Here is a 15396-nt window from a genome sequence, read left to right on the forward strand (position 1 = left end):
TGATCCCGCCACCCTCTCGACAGTGAAGATGCGGGATCTCAACCGGCGACAAGGGACTTCGATCGACGGTGGGTTTCCAATTCGGCGTCCGGCTGCGTGTTCCGCCGTTCGGGCTTCTTCCAACCGCAATCAGACGCAAGTCCTATCCCATAAGACTGATGGCCAAATTCGGAACATCCGCTGAAGCATTGCGTTCGGCAGCGTGAAACCCCAAGGCAAAGGATGACTAATCATGTCGAATTGCGAGACTGCAAAATCACATTCGTTAGGAAATCGCGTGGCTGATCTCACAGCCAAGATGCGTGAAGCGCAGATTGACGCGGGTGAAATGATGGCCTTCCACAAGGTTGCAACTATGTTGGAGGACAGCCAAGGACGTATCAATGGCGACGACTTGATCGCCGCATCCTTCGTTCTGCTGGAAGACCGAGCGCCCGAGTGACCTTGCGTTGGTCGGCTTCGATCGTTCCTCGATCAGCAATGCGAAGCCTTTTTTTTTCACGGCTGGCGTCTCGCGGGACTGCGGGAATAGCTCAAGCCTAAAGGGTGCTGGCCGGGCGCCTAACAGCCAAGAGACACCTCTTCGGGATCGGCCGCCACGCGCCCGCTTTGTCCGAGGGAGGGCATTCACTTTGAAGGCAGCTACGGCGTGTCCTCGCTATCAGTGCCATGCATGCTGGAGCCATGCATGAAGGACTGGATCTCGTCCGCATCGATCTTGCCGTCACCATTCTCGTCAATGCTACTGAACATCCTGCCCACCGCGCGTTGAACCTCGTCCTCGGAAACCGATCCGTCGCCATCGGTGTCCAACAGCCCGAACATCAGTCGCATGCCGGCACTGCGCATCAGCTGATGATGCCAGCGTCCAGCCATTCTGTGTCCACGATCGCGGCCACCGTGGTTCTGCCAACGGCCGCCATCTTCATCGTGGCGGTCAGCACCCTCGTTGCGATCGCCTTGATAGTTGCGACTATCTTCCTCGCGGAAACCTTCTTCGGAACCGCGATCCTGCTGCAGTCTCTCCCGGACAGCTTGCTCAACCATCTGGCGGATCATTTCGCGTGTTGGTGCATCCGCTTGTCCGGTCGCATCCGGCAACTGTCCGGCGGTCGGCGGTTCGGTTGCCGGAGCGGGTGCAGGTGTCGAGGGTGATGGTGTTCCGCTTGTCTGGGCGAGTGCGGGGGAGGTCAGGGCAATGAAAACGGCGGCCGCGGCCGTCTTGCTGTGTGGAAATCTCATGGCATGCTCCATCAGTGCTTTCGCTTGAAGGCCAAACTGGAGCTCGATGTGATTGTTCCCCGAAGGGATCAGGTCACGGCGAAGTTACTGAGGCATGCCCCGTCTGAGGTAGATCAGGGTCTCCGCCAGGGAATAATTCGGCTCTTCTTCCCTAGGCACAAGAGGAAGCCGGCGCCCATTTTTGCGGGCAATGAACGTTGGACATTCGGCCTCGCCAATTTTCTGCCAATCGATCATACCGACGCACCAATTCCCTCTGCGTCCTCTCCTTTCGTGGGACGGAAGCCGTTTCGACCGCACGCCGTCAATCGCGAATCCCGCGTCCATATGCTGCGCGGCCATGAAGCATATTTTTTATGTCACGGACCTCTGTCCGTCTGGACACGATGTTAGCCAGCGCTAAATCAGAGCAATGCGACGCCTACTGCTGGGACTTACAGTTTTTCTCTTTTGGACCACGTTGCTTCAGGCCGAGGCGTGGCAGCCCTTCGGCGTCCGACAGCTTGGCTTTAGTTTCGATATTCCTCCGAATTTCGTCCTGACCCAGAATTCGGAGCAGGGCGCGGCTTTTCAGGGCCCAAGAGACGCGTTTCTGGTCGTTTGGGGCGCGCGACTGGGCAAAGCAAGTTTTCGCGCCGAGATTGAACATCGCATGATCGAGGACGAAAAAGGCCGGTTGGCGACTGACCTATCGGCGCCTAGCCCCGAAATGGGCCAGCTACTCCGGGGTCAAGAATGGCGAGATTCGCTACGTCCGTGCAATTATGGTCTGCAACCAGCGTGCTGCGCTTTTCACAATGAATTATCGGAAATCCGAAAAGAAACCGTATGACCCTGTTGTTGTGCGCATGGTCCGGTCCCTGAGAGCGGAAGGATGTTAGCCAGCAAAGAGCGAGGTTGCCGTACTGTGCTTCCCTCGGCTAAGGGCCAGCGGTCAACACGGCTCCCCAATAGCCCCGCCCAGTCACATGAAAGCAGGCACCGGCAGATATGCGGCCGAACGTTCTCACGCTGGCTCAGCCGCTCAAAGCCCATCACCGAAAAGCTGCTTAGTGCGGTCGCCAGCTAGAGCTACCACTGAGCCATTCCCGCTGCGGCTGGGTAGCGCCTCAGTTCCGTACGCGTTCATACCAAGAACGGGCGGGGCGAACGTCCTGATGGAGCTACGGCTGTAGAAGCGCGCCGCCAAACTGCGCCCACAAGCGCTCGCACTCTCTCGCCCTTAGGCTCGGGGTGCCGGGCGCGCCATAGAAGACCATGGCGCCGCGAATGTCGTATCCAAGCACCGAGGCGTTGGCCACGAACTGGATGGCTCTTCCCAAGCTGGTGATGCCGATGTCGACCTCAGCTTTGTTGGTGAGGTCGACCACGCCTACTTTTTCCGCATTGGCGCTCCTGCCCGCCAAAACGGCCGTCGACATCGCATCATGCACGGCAAGAAGCATTTCGGTGAGTTGCCCGGTGGAAGGGCTCTACAAACGCTTAAACGTCAGGTTTGTTCCCAACTGGCCTTGGCGGCTTTCCGACGACCAAGAATGGGACTGCGACTACGCTCAATAGAATCACTGCGAACAGGATTGCCATGATTTCCGCGCACTGTATCGGATCACTCCGCGGCGAAGAAAACCCCGCAACATATCTCAGATAGCGGCGGGTGTTCGGCTGTAAGAACCAAACTGGGTCCCGCGGCCTCTCATGTGCGCGTAGTTGACATCGTCTGCTGGACCGAACGGTCAAGCCGAAGAGCCCAGTTCCTCTCAGCATCGAGCAGTTCATTCTGCTCAATCAAGCCATTCATAAACAGCCTGAGTATATGGGCAGCTATGCGCTCTCCGTTCTGCGAAGCAAGAGGTAGGGCGCGCTCTTTGCAGACCGTGTGACAAACCTGGGCGAGCATCTCAATCTCGCTTGGCCCCAAAAACCGACCCGGATACAACATACCGTTTTCCTGTTGGAGAGTTGGAATGGCTATCCATTACGCAGGGTCACCGGCAGCCACAATCAACTATGATAGTGAGATGTCGAGTCCCGGTGGAAAAAACAGTGAGGTCCCAAAAGTGGTCGCGCTTGTCTCCGATTGACAGATGCCTCGACGCTACACCGACCAGCGCTACCGCACCCGCTTCATCGACGCGGCTTTGCAAAGGCCTATGACCAGTTCGCTACCAGCTGCCGGACCGCCCAGGCGAGCATGCCGCCGGCCATTACCGAAAGCGCGATGTCGTGGATGAGCCAGCCTTTTCCGTATACATCCAGTTGTTACGCTGCGCATCTGCTTCGGTTCGAAAACTCGCCGCGAGCCTGGCGTGCTCGCGTGTCCGGGCCGAAAACGCCTTCACAGCCCATATGTTGATAACGACATTGATGAGGCTGCCGCCGACCTCGTTGGCATAGGATGCTTCCCGGCAAGGGCATCGACCAATGCCCCGGGGCCGACCAGCACGAACCTGCGGGGGGCTTTCCCGGAACAAAGCGTCGACGATCCGGTTCGGCAGGGAAGCGGCCAAAATTCATGCCATCGGAGATGCCGAGGCAGATGACAGATGAAAGGGAAGCTGAAGATGACGAAGTCTCGCGACCGCACCGTTCCCGGCGACGGCAAGATCGAAACCGGCCCGAACACATCTCCGCAACAGGATCCGGCAGAGGGGTCGCGCGAGACAATCGATCGCGAACTCGAGCGGACAGACGACGATAATAATTCCGACGAAGCGGAACGCTTGCGCCGAGACCTGCGGAAAGGGGTGGCGGAAGAGACCGAGCTTCCCGAACGCGGCTCGGCCTGAGGATCGCCGGAACCTGGCCAAGGTAAGAGACATGGAAGGCTAGACGCCTGGTCGCATCGCTGCTTGCTTCCTGCCTTTAACGCACCGGCCACACAACCATGCGCGGCGGTGATCCAGGGGACGGCGAGAACGGCCACTCGACGGTCCACTCTGTTCCAGCAAAGTCGGCTCGCCGAGAGCAACCACCTCTGGCGTTAGGGCCCGACGAGATGCCACCTGTCCAGGTCGCATGGCGCCAGGGTTCGGAAATCTCTATCAGGCTGCGCCGGCCTCCTGGCTGCGCTGCGAGCGGGCGCGGTCGCGGGCTGCGGCAGTGCCTCCGGGAAAGCCGCTTCGATCGCTGTAGTCGCGTGGCTTGGTCCTGCTCCGAGAGTGGCGCGCGGTCACGCTTTTCGCACCGATGATGTCGAGCAATGTGATGCCGGCGACCATGGCAAGCGCAAGGCCTACATTATCGCGCTTTGGGTTGCCATGCCGATATGCTGTCAGCAATGTCGCGATATCCAGGCCGTCGCCGGCCACCCGGCTCCAAAGCCCGGCCTGCTTGTCCACTGAAAGCGAGAGTATGCCGCTGCTTATTTCCCGCGCCCCATAAGCGCGGATCAGATCTTCCTTGCCGCGCATGCCGAGCGCGCCGGCAATCCGTTCGGCGCCAACCAGCTCGGCGACGCCAAGCGCGATGCTGAACCAGCCGAGCTTGCGGGCAAGGCCATCGGAGGCCGCGACCGCACTCTGCCCAGTCTTCAGCACTTTGGGATCGCCAGGCGATCGGGTGATGTTGGTAAGTTTGGCAATCACGTTCATGACGATTTCCCTACGGTTTCAGTACAACCTTGATGCAACTGTCCTGCTTGTCGCGAAACACCTTGTACATCTCGGGTCCCTGCTCGAGCCCCACGGTATGGGTGATGACGAAGGATGGGTCGATCTGGCCATCTTCGATGCGGCGCAACAGATCCTCGGTCCAACGGTTGACATGGGTCTGCCCCATTCGGAAGGTGAGCCCCTTGTTCATTGCCTGTCCCATCGGAATCTTGTCGACCAGCCCGCTGTAGACGCCGGGGATCGAGATCACGCCGGCCGGCCGGCAGACATAGATCATCTCACGCAGAACGTGCGGTCGATCATTTTCCATCAGCATCAACTGCTTTGCGCGATCGTAGACGGTATCGGGCTGGGCCAGCGAGACGTGGCTTTCCATGCCGACGCAATCGATGCACTTCTCCGGGCCCTTTCCGCCGGTGAGTTCCCGCAGTCGTTCGACGACACTTTCCTCGGCGAAATTGATGGCGATGGCGCCGCCGGCCGCGGCCATGGAAAGCCGTTCCGGCAGGCAATCGATCGCCACCACCTGTTTGGCGCCGAGCAGCAGGGCGCTGCGTATGGCCATCTGCCCGACTGGGCCGCAGCCCCACACCGCAACCGTATCGGTGGGCTCAATGTCGCACTGTGCCGCCGCCTGCCATCCGGTAGGAAAAATATCGCCGAGGAAGAGAACCTGCTCGTCGGTAAGGCTGTCAGGCACCTTTACGTGCGTGGCATCGGCGAACGGCACACGCATGTATTCCGCCTGTCCCCCGGGATAGCCGCCGGTCAAATGAGTGTAGCCGAACAGACCCGCGGTGGTGTGCCCGAACACCTTGTCACCGAGATTCTTCTTGCGGTTTGTGCGTTCGCAAACCGAAAAGTTCTGTCGCTTGCACTGGTCGCACTCACCGCAGATTATGGTGAACGGCACGACGATGCGGTCTCCCTCCTTCAGAGCGCCGTTGACGCCCTTGCCGACCTCAACGACCTCTCCCATCATCTCGTGGCCCATGATGTCGCCGGGCAGCATGGCTGGCACATAGTTGTGGTAGAGGTGAAGGTCGGAGCCGCATATGGCACAACTCGTCACCTTGATGATCGCGTCACGTTCATCCTCAATTTCCGGGTCCGAAACCTGATCGCAGCGTATGTCTTCCTTGCCGTGCCAGACCAACGCTCGCATAGCTTGCTCCTATTTTCGCAAGATCTGTGGGTAGGGACCTCGCGCCTGTCCTAAGCGGGCCGATGCCTGGTTGGATCGACTGTGCCGCTGCTTGTCGAACCACAGGGGCGGACCGATGTTCCGGGAGCTCGAGAGAATTTTTGGGCCGTTCCAGACCCGCACCTTGGAAGGATCTGTCGCGGGCACCAGCGGCCTTCCCCGGGGCGCGTCGGGCACGAGCCGCTGGAGCCCGACCCACGAATGGACGTACTCAAGTGTACCAAAAACGTTCCGTCCGCAGGTGTCCCTTCGCGGCGATCGACACCTCATCTGCTCGATTCTCGCGGCCATAACCGGCATTCTCTTCCTCGCCCTCACAGGTCGGCGGAGGCGCTCAAGGGTCAGCGCTGTGTGACCGGAGCAGGTAGGAGATGCCGCTCACCGGCGGGCGCGCAGTCCGACCCCGACGCGATCGACACGAGGTGGATGGGCGCCATCGCGACGGCGGCTCTAGCGGAGTATTTCGCAGAATACAATGATTAGCGGGCAGGGCAGACTGCTAGCCGTGCGCAGCCATGAACATGGCGACGGCCGACCGGCAATAGGATTCGATTTCGTTGTCGTCCGCCGCTCTCGCCTCATCGAAGCGTGCGATAATCAAAAGATCGGATCCTTTGAAAAGCGCGGCAAACAAGCGGGCGGACCGGAGAGGATCGGGCACGTTCAGAACCGCCTTCGCGTGCAACTGACGCAACAGGACCTCGATTTGGGCGATGACATGGGCGGGGCCGGCTTCGAAATGGAGCTTGCTTAACGACCTTGGATTCGTCTGGTCGGCCATGACCATGGCTTCGACACTGCGGACGTCTGATCTCAACAGCGTCCGAAGCAGGGATGATCCCACCGCCATGAGCTGATCTTCGACCGAACCGCCGACGCCTTCAAGAAGGGCCAGTGGCGCAAACAACTGATGGCAGCCGGCCGAGATGGCCGCGCTGAACAGCGCCTCCTTGTTCTCGAAATGCCGATAGATGCTGAGCTTGGATATCTTCGCCCGCTGGGCGACCTTGTCCAATGTGGTCGCTTGAAAACCCAATTCCACAAAGAGTTCGGACGCAGCGTCGAGTATCGTTTGGCCAAGCGCCTCGTTGGCGGGCCGGCCGCGCCGGCCCTGGCTATTTTCGGTCACGACAATTCCAGTCCTTGACAGTATCCAAATTCTCGGATTACGATACCATGTAGTTTCTGAAATGCGCAAGCCGATGGGTAGGTTTCAACCAGGTCCAACCAGCCCCTCATCCACAACACGGAGCCCATCATGGATGACGTCATCATCATCGGCGGCAGCTTTGCCGGTCTCGCCGGCGCCCTGCAACTCGGCCGTGCCCGCCGTAAGGTCACCGTTCTCGATACCGGCCTGCCGCGCAACCGCTTCGCCGGCCACTCGCATGGCCTGCTCGGCCACGATCACAAGCCACCGCTGGACATCCTGGCCGAGGCGCGGCGGCAGCTGGCGCGCTATCCCACGATCAAGCTGGTCAATGCCCGGGCCGACAGCCTCTCCGGGGCCATCGACGATTTCTCCGTCCTCACTGGCGATGGCGGAAGCCTCGGCGCGCGCCGGCTGATCCTGAGCTATGGCGTCGCCGACCAGATGCCTGATGTTCCGGGCTTTGCCGAAGGTTGGGGCACGTCCATCGTGCCCTGCCCCTATTGCGACGGCTTTGAAGTCGCCGGCCAGCATTGGGGCCTCGTCTGGTCCGGCCCACAGTCGACGAATCAGGTCAGGCTGTTCCACGATTGGACCGACAGGTTGACGGTCTTCGCTGATGGTCACGACATTCCGCCCGATATCCGGGCCGGTCTGGCGCGCCGCAACATACCTGTCGTCGACGGCCGGATCAGCGAGATCGCCCATCACGGGGGGCATAACGCCACCGTCAAGCTCGATACCGGCCCCAAGGTCGCGGTCGACATCCTGTTCGCGCATCCGCGCAACAAGCCGTCCGCAAGCCTGCATGAATCACTGGGCCTCGCCACGGTCGATACGCCCCTCGGCGTAATCCTCAAGGTCGACGAGCGCCGCGAAACCAGCATGCCCGGCATCTACGCCGCGGGCGACCTCGCCAACCCCCTCACGCCGCCATCGGTCACCCTGGCAATATCGCACGGCGCGACGGCGGGCATCTTCGCCCAGCAGTCGATGCTGGTGTGAGAGCGCAGATTCCCTTCTCCGGGGTGCCGCGGGCTATCATATTCTGAAGGTTGCGGGCCGGTGTTGCGGAACGTCGGCCCGCTCTCCGCTGAAGGGCGTCTTTGGCCGGCCAGCCTTGAGAACTCAACTGGGCTGCCTGCATGACGGCGATCGCCGACATCGGTTATCAAGCTCAATCACGCTGGAAAGCATGAACCACGTCGACGTCGACATCGCCGGCGGGCTTACGGTATGGCGACCGGTGGCGGAAGATTTGCCACCGCTGTCGGCACCTCGATGCTGCGACGCTACTTTGAAGAACGGTCGCGCCCAGCAGCGCTTCTGGCGGAAGTCTCAGGCGGCCACGACGCGGGCCAGCAGTGACGCGGCCTCGGTACCAGCCAAGCCAAGGTCACGGACGCTGCTCATGTGATTGGCCCCACCAAGGGTGGTGCACGAAACAGTCAGTCCCTGTGTGTCAAGGTGGTCCGTGAAGAGTGCGGCCTGGCTGTGGAACGGCGGCGTTTCATCGGCGCCGACCGAGATATCTACGCCCACGGATGGATCGAAACTGTGGTCGATCGGCGAGAATCGGCGGGCCTCCTCGTCGGTGATCGCGATCTCCGCGGCAAGGAACGACATCTGCAATGGCTTCAGGTCGTAAAGGCCGCCAAGCAGCAGCGCAGCTTTGATGCCGGAAGGCCGCTCGTCACCGTCGAAAAGCATTGTTGCCAGATGCGCACCGGCGGAATGACCGCTAACGGTCAGCAGGCCGGGATTGCCGCCATGGTGTGCGACATTGTCAAATACCCATCGCTTGGCGCGGCGCACCTGGTCGACGATCCTGGCCATCCTGACGGTCGGCATCAGCGCGTAGTCGACAATGACCGCGATCGCGCCTGCGTTCGTAACGGTCTCGGCGACGTAGGAATAGTCGCGCTTGGAGAACATGCGCCAATAGCCCCCGTGGATGAACATGTGCACCGGCAGGCGGTCCCGTTTGCCCTCGGGAAAGAACAGATCCATGGTTTCGGTGGCGTCAGCCCCGTAGGCGACATCGGCGACCATGGGAACGTTCGCCCTGGTCTCCTCGCTTCTGCGAACGATCTCGGCGACCATGTCGTCGAACTCGACCACATGATCGCGAATGCGAAACGGATCTTTGGCGGGATGTCCGCTCACAGGGTCACGGCGATGTACTTGGCCTCCATGAACTCGGCAACGCCATGCTTCTGGCCGCCTTCTCGCCCCAACCCGCTTTGCTTGACTCCGCCGAAGGGCGCCGCCGGATCCGACATCAGGCCGCGGTTGAGCGCGATCATGCCCGACTCGATCTTTGATGCCACGCGCATTCCTCTGGCCAGGTCGCGCGTGTAGATGTAGGCCGCGAGACCGTATTCTGTGTCGTTGGCCTTGGCGATGACCTCCGCCTCGCTGTCGAAGCGACTGATCGGCGCCACGGGACCGAAGATCTCCTCGTGAGCCATGGCAACGTCGGCCGGCACGTCCTTGAGCACCGTTGGCGGATAGAAAAAGCCTCTGCCTTCAGATACGCCGCCACCACACAGGATTTTGGCGCCGCGGGCAACGGCGTCCTGCACAAGCCGGTCGATCTTGTGCACAGCCTTCCTGGTGATCATCGGCCCGCATTCTGTGTCTGAGTCTGTGCCCGGGCCCACGTTGAGTGCCGCCATGCGTTTGCTCAAGCCTTCCGCGAAAGCATCATGGATGCCGGCCTGGACGTAAAGCCGGTTGGCGGCCGTGCAGGCTTCGCCGGCGTTGCGCATCTTGGCAACCATCGCACCGTCGAGGGCTGCTTCCAGGTCGGCGTCGTCGAAGACGATGAAGGGTGCGTTGCCGCCAAGCTCCATGGAACAGGAAATGACGTGCTTTGCGGCTTCGGCCAGCAGCACGCGGCCGACGCCGGTCGAGCCGGTGAAGGACAGCTTTCGCACGCGCGGATCGGCCAGCATGGCCGCCGTCACCGGTCCGGGGGTCGAGGTCGTCAGGACGTTGACGACGCCGGGCGGCACGCCGGCTTCCTCGTAGAGCGCCGCAAGCGCATAGGCCGTCAGCGGTGTCTCGCTGGCGGGCTTCAGGATCACCGTACAGCCGGCCGCCAGCGCCGGAGCGATTTTACGTGTCGCCATGGCGGCTGGGAAATTCCATGGCGTGATGAGCACGCAAATGCCGATGGGCTGGTAGTCGACAATGATCCGGTTCGCGCCCGAGGGTGCAAGGCCGAACTCGCCGTTGATGCGGACCGCTTCCTCGGCGTTCCAGCGAAAGAATTCCGCCGCATAGGCGACTTCGCCGCGCGCATCGCGCAGCGCCTTGCCGTTCTCCAGCGAGATCAGCGCGGCCAACGTCTCCGCCCGTTCGGTCATCAGTTCGAAGCAGCGCCGCAGGATTTCCGATCGCCTGCGTGGCGGGGTCTCGCGCCAGCCGGCCGCCGCCTTCGCGGCAGCGTCGACGGCGGCGGCGGCATCAGTGAGCGTTGCATCGGGAACCGCAGCGATCACGGCTTCAGCCGAGGGATCGACCACTTCGATCACGCGGCCCTCCGATGAGGGCCGCCAGCGTCCGCCAATGTAGAGACCGTGCGAGACCGTGGCGTAGTCGAACATATCTTGATCCTCGTCGGATATGCCTGCGGCAATGTTCATTGGATGAACTCCTGGTCGATCACATCATGGTGGCGGACATGTCGCCGTCATACGCAGCCCTGACCAGCCGTCGCATCGCGGCGCGGTCGAACGGACGCGGATTGTTCTTGATCAATCGGTCGATGCCGAGCGCCTGCTCGGCCGTCCAGTCGATCTTGTCTTCGGGAAGACCCAGTTCGGCCAATGTCGGCGTGATGCCGATGGCGCCAAACAGCCGGCTCACCTCCCGGATGGTGGCGTGCGCCAAGGCATCGGCGCCGCCGCCCTGAAGGGAAAGGCCAAGAGCAGTGCCGACTTCCGCAATCTCCGCGGCTGCTGCGGCCAGGTTGTAGGCCATCACATAGGGCAGCATGGTGGCGACCCCCAGACCATGCGGGGTGTGGGTAAGCGCACCGACGGGATACTGCACCGCATGGGCGGCGGCCGTTCCCGCCGTGCCGAAAGCGCAACCGGCGGCCAGCGCTCCCATCATCACGTCGGCGCGCGCATCCTCGTCCGATCCGTCGCGATATGCCTTTTCCAGACTGCGGCCGAGCAGCCTGATGGCCAAAAGCGCGAAATGATCGGTCAGAGCGCTCTTGCCGATGAACACGTGCTGTTGCGGCAAATGAGGGTCGGCGCCGCGTTTGGCCGCTGTGAAGGCCTCGATTGCGTGCGTCAGCGCGTCGGCGCCGGCGATCGCCGTCAAGGATGGTGGACAGGTCACCGTCAGATCCGGATCGCAAAGCGCCACTGCTGCGATGAGATGCGGACTGGCGATACCCACTTTCAGCGTCCGATCCGGGTCGGAGATCACGGCGACGGGGGTCACCTCGGAGCCTGTTCCAGCCGTCGTCGGCACTGCGATCACCGGAAGGGTAGGGCCGGGTACCTTGAACTCGCCATAGTAGTCCTCGAGCTTGCCGCCGTGGCTGAGCAGAAGTGCAGCGCATTTGGCCATATCGAGGCAACTGCCGCCCCCGATGCCGATCACCATGTCCGGCTTGAAATCTTTCGCTTGCGCAATGCAGGCGGCGACGCTGTCGCGCGGCACATCCGGCAGCGTTCGGTCGAAGACCAACGTCTCGATCGCCGCGTTGTGCAAGCCAGCGAGAATCTCGGCGAACTGCGACGTCGCCGCGAAGCGCTCATCGGTACAGACGAACGCGCGGCGCCCATATTTGGCGGCAATGGCAGGCAGGACATGGCGCTGGCCTTTGCCGAACAGAATCTCGCTCGGCAGGCGCGCCGCTGCAAACAAGCTCATGCACAAGATCCTGCGAAGACGGATTGGAAGCCGACAGGCTTGGCTTCGTGCCAGAGGCCGACCTCGGCGCTGCAGGTCATGATCATGCGATACCCCTCTAACAAAATCGTATAGGATATAGGATTGAGTTTCGCGGAGCATCATGTTAGTGGGTGGTTCTGTCAAGAGGCAAACGATGCAGAACACGGACCTGACGGTTGACAATGAAGCCCGTGCGACCGGTCGTATTCAGCGCGCCAACAGTCTGGCTGGCGACGTTTACGAAGCAATCTTCGCGCAGCTCATGTCTTTGAGGATTGCTCCGGGATCGCGCATCACCGTCGACAATCTCGTCAAGGAATTCAACGTCTCACATACCCCCATTCGTGAAGCGCTTGGCAGGCTGGAGGGGGAAGGGCTGGTTCTGAAAACTCACCTGATCGGCTATCGCGCCGCCCCACAAATCACCCGCCGGCGCTTCGACGAGCTTTACGAGCTGCGTCTAATGCTTGAACCTGCCGCCGCGGCCAAAGCCACCGCAACAATGGACGGCGAGCGCCTTGCCGCGCTGCAGGCGGCGGCCGGCGTGATGGCTCGGCGGGTGGGGAAAGACGAACGCCTGCGCTATTCGAACTTCGCCCGTCAGGATGCGATCTTCCACGACAAGATCGTCGAGTTTGCCCAAAACGAACTCATTCGCGAGACACTGAATCACCAGCATACCCACTTCCATATCTTCCGGCTGATGTATCACTCCAGGGTGACCGAAGAGGCGCTCGACGAGCACGAGGCTATTCTCGCTGCCTTTGCCGCGGGCGATCCGGACGCCGCCGAAAAAGCCATGCGTGCGCACATCGAAAATTCGCGGGACAGGCTCCTGCCTGCGTTCGAGTAGCCTGGCGATGTTGCTTGCCCGAGGCACCCTCAAGCGCGGCGCGCCGCTGTTCGCCCAGCCTGCCGCCTACGAATTCTACTCCCCGTTCTGAGCCGATTTCGATACCGGGAAGGAGGCGCGCAGTGCACCTCGCCCCTGAAACAAGCCGAGAGGAAAAGACATGCCAGCCAAAAAAATCCTGATGCTGACCGGTGATTTCACCGAGGAGTATGAAATCTTCGTCTATCAGCAGGCGATGGAAGCGGTGGGACACACCGTTCATGTCGTGTGCCCCGACAAAAGCGCCGGAGACATGATCAAGACGTCGCTGCACGATTTCGAGGGCGATCAGACGTACACCGAAAAGCCCGGCCACAATGCGCTGATCAACAAGACCTTTGCCGACGCCGAGAGGCAGCTGAGCCAGTACGACGCTGTCTATTGCGCCGGCGGTCGTGGCCCCGAATACATCCGCACCGACAAGCGGATACAAGCAATGGTGCGCCATTTCCACGAGGCGAAAAAGCCGATCTTCACGATCTGCCATGGCGTCCAGATTCTGATCGCGGTCGACGGCGTCGTGCGCGGCAAGAAGGTGGCGGCGCTCGCCGCTTGCGAGCCGGAGGTGACGCTTGCCGGCGGCACTTATATCGATCTGTCTCCCACCGACGCCTATGTCGATGGGACCATGGTTTCAGCCAAAGGCTGGACCGCGCTTGCGGCGTTCATCCGTGAATGCCTGAAGGTGCTGGGAACGGAAATCCACCATTCTTGAACGGTTTGTCCCGGCGCAACCCTGAGGGGATGCGCCGGCTCCTCCAACGGCGCGGCGACTTCCGTCATTTCATCAAGTTCAAATCAGGAACCTGCGGCAGGTGTGCTCCAGAACCTTGTGCCATCATCACCTCGGACGCCTTCAAGCGCTGCCGCATCGCGTGCGTGCACCAGCGCGCCATCCTCGTTGACCTTTCCCAGCTTGACGGGTGCGAACCCGAGTTGATGGACTCAATGGGAGGTCGACATGAAGTTGGCGCCCGGGAGCTGTCAGGGCTTCACGAACCGAAACGCGAAGCGATCGGTCTCGCCCTTGGTCGCGGGATCGAACACCTTGATCGAGTGCGGGTCATCCTTATTCACCAGCACGGTGCTTTCCGCGTCCAGTACGAAGCCGGCCGCCTCCACCTCCTCGCGGACGAATACAGGGTCGATCCGATGCAGCGACTGAGTGTCGCTCGTGCCCGACCCAGCGGCGGCGGCGTGGTCGACGATGACGTAGGACCCACCGGGTTTCAGCCGCTTGTAGACAGCTCGATTGAAGTCGGCCGCCGTCGCACCTTTCTTCTGGATCAGGGCGGTGTGAAGATCGTGGTAAAACAGGTGCAGCCATAGGACATCGGCTGGCGGCGTGACCTCCGGCATCGCGACGAGATCCGCCGAGGCGGCTTCGACGTTCTCTCGGCCCGGCTCCTTCGCGAGCGTCCGCATGAGGCCGACCGGATCGTTCTTGAAGTGGGCGACTTCGGCCGGCACGAAGCTGTAGACCCGCCCCTCTGATCCGACGATGTCGGAGAAGAGGCGCGTCCAGTCTCCGTCGCCAGGGTAGACGTCGATCACGGTGGAGCCCACCTCGATTCGTGCGAACCGGATTAAATCGGATACCTTGGATTGGTCGTACATCGAAATCTCCTTAGGAGTGGATATTCTTCTCGGTGCTCATAGTGATTTCTCCATTTTGCTCGGATCGGATCGGGCTTGATCCGATCCGAGCTCCGATCGCGTGCGTCGTCTCTTTGCGGGTGGGGACGTCGTGCTCGTCAGTCGAACTTGACTAGGTCCTCAAAGATCAGATGACACCAGCTGTTTCCGCGCGCCTGGACCAGCAGGCCACCTTCCGACACCCCGCCAAGCTTGATCGGCGCGAAACCGAGATTTTCCGCAAGCTCCCCAATCTGTGTTGCGGCAGCGTCATCGTCGCTTGCCAAGAACACGACCCTCCGGCCACCATGTACGGCCGGATCCTGATCAAGCACCGGGGCGACCAAATGGTTGAAGCCCTTAACCAGTTTTGCGCCAGAGAAGGCCTGCGCGATGAACTTGGAAGAAGGTTGTCCTCCCAGTTCCTCCGGGGGCACGCCATAGGCATTGGTCACATCGATGATCGTCTTCCCCTGCCAGGTGGGGAGCGCCTTCGCGACATTCGGGTGTGCCTCGAAGCGGACAGCCAAAAAGATGATGTCCGCCTTGATGGCTTCCGCCAGTTTTTGGGGATGATCGTGGGTCCGATCGCGGCCGCATCGGCGGCAAAGCTTTCCGGGTCGCGTGTGGTTGCAACGGAAACTTCGATGCCGTTTCGGGCAAACGCCTTGGCAAGGGCCTGTCCGATATTGCCGAATCCTACGATTGCATAGTTCATAGTACTTCTCCGATCTGGTGCTAATGC

The 15396-nt window shown here is 61.2% G+C and carries 15 protein-coding genes and 1 pseudogene; 5 read left to right on the top strand and 11 right to left on the bottom strand.

The features are described 5' to 3' along the window. The first annotated feature begins 277 nt into the window (after positions 1-277). On the top strand, positions 278-442 hold the full coding sequence (locus tag NKI06_RS11760; RefSeq protein ID WP_023667766.1) for a hypothetical protein: 165 nt from the start codon (positions 278-280) through the stop codon (positions 440-442). Positions 443-642: 200 nt separating this feature from the next. Here the strand turns inward: NKI06_RS11760 and NKI06_RS11765 are convergent, their stop codons facing one another. From NKI06_RS11765 to NKI06_RS11775, 3 genes are all read right to left on the bottom strand, one after another. Continuing rightward, positions 643-1242, bottom strand: a complete 600-nt coding sequence (locus NKI06_RS11765) for a calcium-binding protein (protein ID WP_031202542.1) — start codon at positions 1240-1242, stop codon at positions 643-645. A gap of 421 nt (positions 1243-1663) precedes the next feature. Next, positions 1664-1891, bottom strand: a complete 228-nt coding sequence (locus NKI06_RS11770; RefSeq protein ID WP_210165020.1) for a hypothetical protein — start codon at positions 1889-1891, stop codon at positions 1664-1666. Between the two features lie 514 nt (positions 1892-2405). Continuing rightward, entirely contained in the window at positions 2406-2663 is a 258-nt protein-coding gene (locus NKI06_RS11775) for a hypothetical protein (protein ID WP_352985374.1), read from the bottom strand. Positions 2664-3803: 1140 nt separating this feature from the next. On the opposite strand from NKI06_RS11775, the gene NKI06_RS11780 reads away from it, so the two are divergent. Beyond that, complete coding sequence (locus NKI06_RS11780) at positions 3804-4028, top strand: hypothetical protein (protein ID WP_155922421.1); 225 nt, start codon at positions 3804-3806, stop codon at positions 4026-4028. Positions 4029-4283: 255 nt separating this feature from the next. Here NKI06_RS11780 and NKI06_RS11785 read toward each other — a convergent pair whose 3' ends face one another. The 3 genes from NKI06_RS11785 to NKI06_RS11795 all read right to left on the bottom strand — a co-directional run bounded on the left by NKI06_RS11785 (position 4284) and on the right by NKI06_RS11795 (position 7186). Then, entirely contained in the window at positions 4284-4832 is a 549-nt protein-coding gene (locus NKI06_RS11785; protein ID WP_031199265.1) for a hypothetical protein, read from the bottom strand. Between the two features lie 10 nt (positions 4833-4842). After that, positions 4843-6018: a zinc-dependent alcohol dehydrogenase gene (locus NKI06_RS11790; protein ID WP_023682758.1), complete on the bottom strand. Its 1176-nt coding sequence runs from the start codon at positions 6016-6018 to the stop codon at positions 4843-4845. Between the two features lie 538 nt (positions 6019-6556). Beyond that, a complete protein-coding gene (locus NKI06_RS11795; protein WP_023827952.1) occupies positions 6557-7186 on the bottom strand; it encodes a TetR/AcrR family transcriptional regulator in 630 nt (209 codons plus the stop codon). 129 nt (positions 7187-7315) lie between these two features. Between NKI06_RS11795 and NKI06_RS11800 the strand changes: the two genes are divergently transcribed. Continuing rightward, a complete protein-coding gene (locus tag NKI06_RS11800; protein WP_023686896.1) occupies positions 7316-8212 on the top strand; it encodes an NAD(P)/FAD-dependent oxidoreductase in 897 nt (298 codons plus the stop codon). A 333-nt stretch (positions 8213-8545) separates the two neighbouring features. Here the strand turns inward: NKI06_RS11800 and NKI06_RS11805 are convergent, their stop codons facing one another. From NKI06_RS11805 to NKI06_RS11815, 3 genes are read right to left on the bottom strand one after another with little or no spacing between them, the layout of a single operon-like run. Continuing rightward, entirely contained in the window at positions 8546-9373 is an 828-nt protein-coding gene (locus NKI06_RS11805; protein ID WP_023686898.1) for an alpha/beta hydrolase, read from the bottom strand. Further along, positions 9370-10818: an NAD-dependent succinate-semialdehyde dehydrogenase gene (locus NKI06_RS11810; RefSeq protein WP_352985435.1), complete on the bottom strand. Its 1449-nt coding sequence runs from the start codon at positions 10816-10818 to the stop codon at positions 9370-9372. The genes NKI06_RS11805 and NKI06_RS11810 overlap by 4 nt, the downstream gene beginning before the upstream one ends. Before the next feature lie 58 nt (positions 10819-10876). After that, positions 10877-12103: an iron-containing alcohol dehydrogenase gene (locus NKI06_RS11815; protein ID WP_352535606.1), complete on the bottom strand. Its 1227-nt coding sequence runs from the start codon at positions 12101-12103 to the stop codon at positions 10877-10879. Between the two features lie 175 nt (positions 12104-12278). On the opposite strand from NKI06_RS11815, the gene NKI06_RS11820 reads away from it, so the two are divergent. Continuing rightward, positions 12279-12977, top strand: a complete 699-nt coding sequence (locus NKI06_RS11820) for a GntR family transcriptional regulator (RefSeq protein WP_352985378.1) — start codon at positions 12279-12281, stop codon at positions 12975-12977. 160 nt (positions 12978-13137) lie between these two features. Then, a complete protein-coding gene (locus NKI06_RS11825) occupies positions 13138-13731 on the top strand; it encodes a DJ-1/PfpI family protein (RefSeq protein ID WP_023686902.1) in 594 nt (197 codons plus the stop codon). 269 nt (positions 13732-14000) lie between these two features. On the opposite strand, the gene NKI06_RS11830 is transcribed toward NKI06_RS11825, so the two are convergent. Both NKI06_RS11830 and NKI06_RS11835 read right to left on the bottom strand, forming a co-directional pair. Continuing rightward, positions 14001-14633: a class I SAM-dependent methyltransferase gene (locus tag NKI06_RS11830; RefSeq protein ID WP_352985380.1), complete on the bottom strand. Its 633-nt coding sequence runs from the start codon at positions 14631-14633 to the stop codon at positions 14001-14003. Between the two features lie 137 nt (positions 14634-14770). Continuing rightward, a pseudogene (locus tag NKI06_RS11835) lies at positions 14771-15369 on the bottom strand (NADPH-dependent F420 reductase). Positions 15370-15396: the final 27 nt, after the last annotated feature.

This window comes from Mesorhizobium sp. M0772 (assembly GCF_040320135.1).
In the GTDB taxonomy this organism is placed as follows: domain Bacteria; phylum Pseudomonadota; class Alphaproteobacteria; order Rhizobiales; family Rhizobiaceae; genus Mesorhizobium.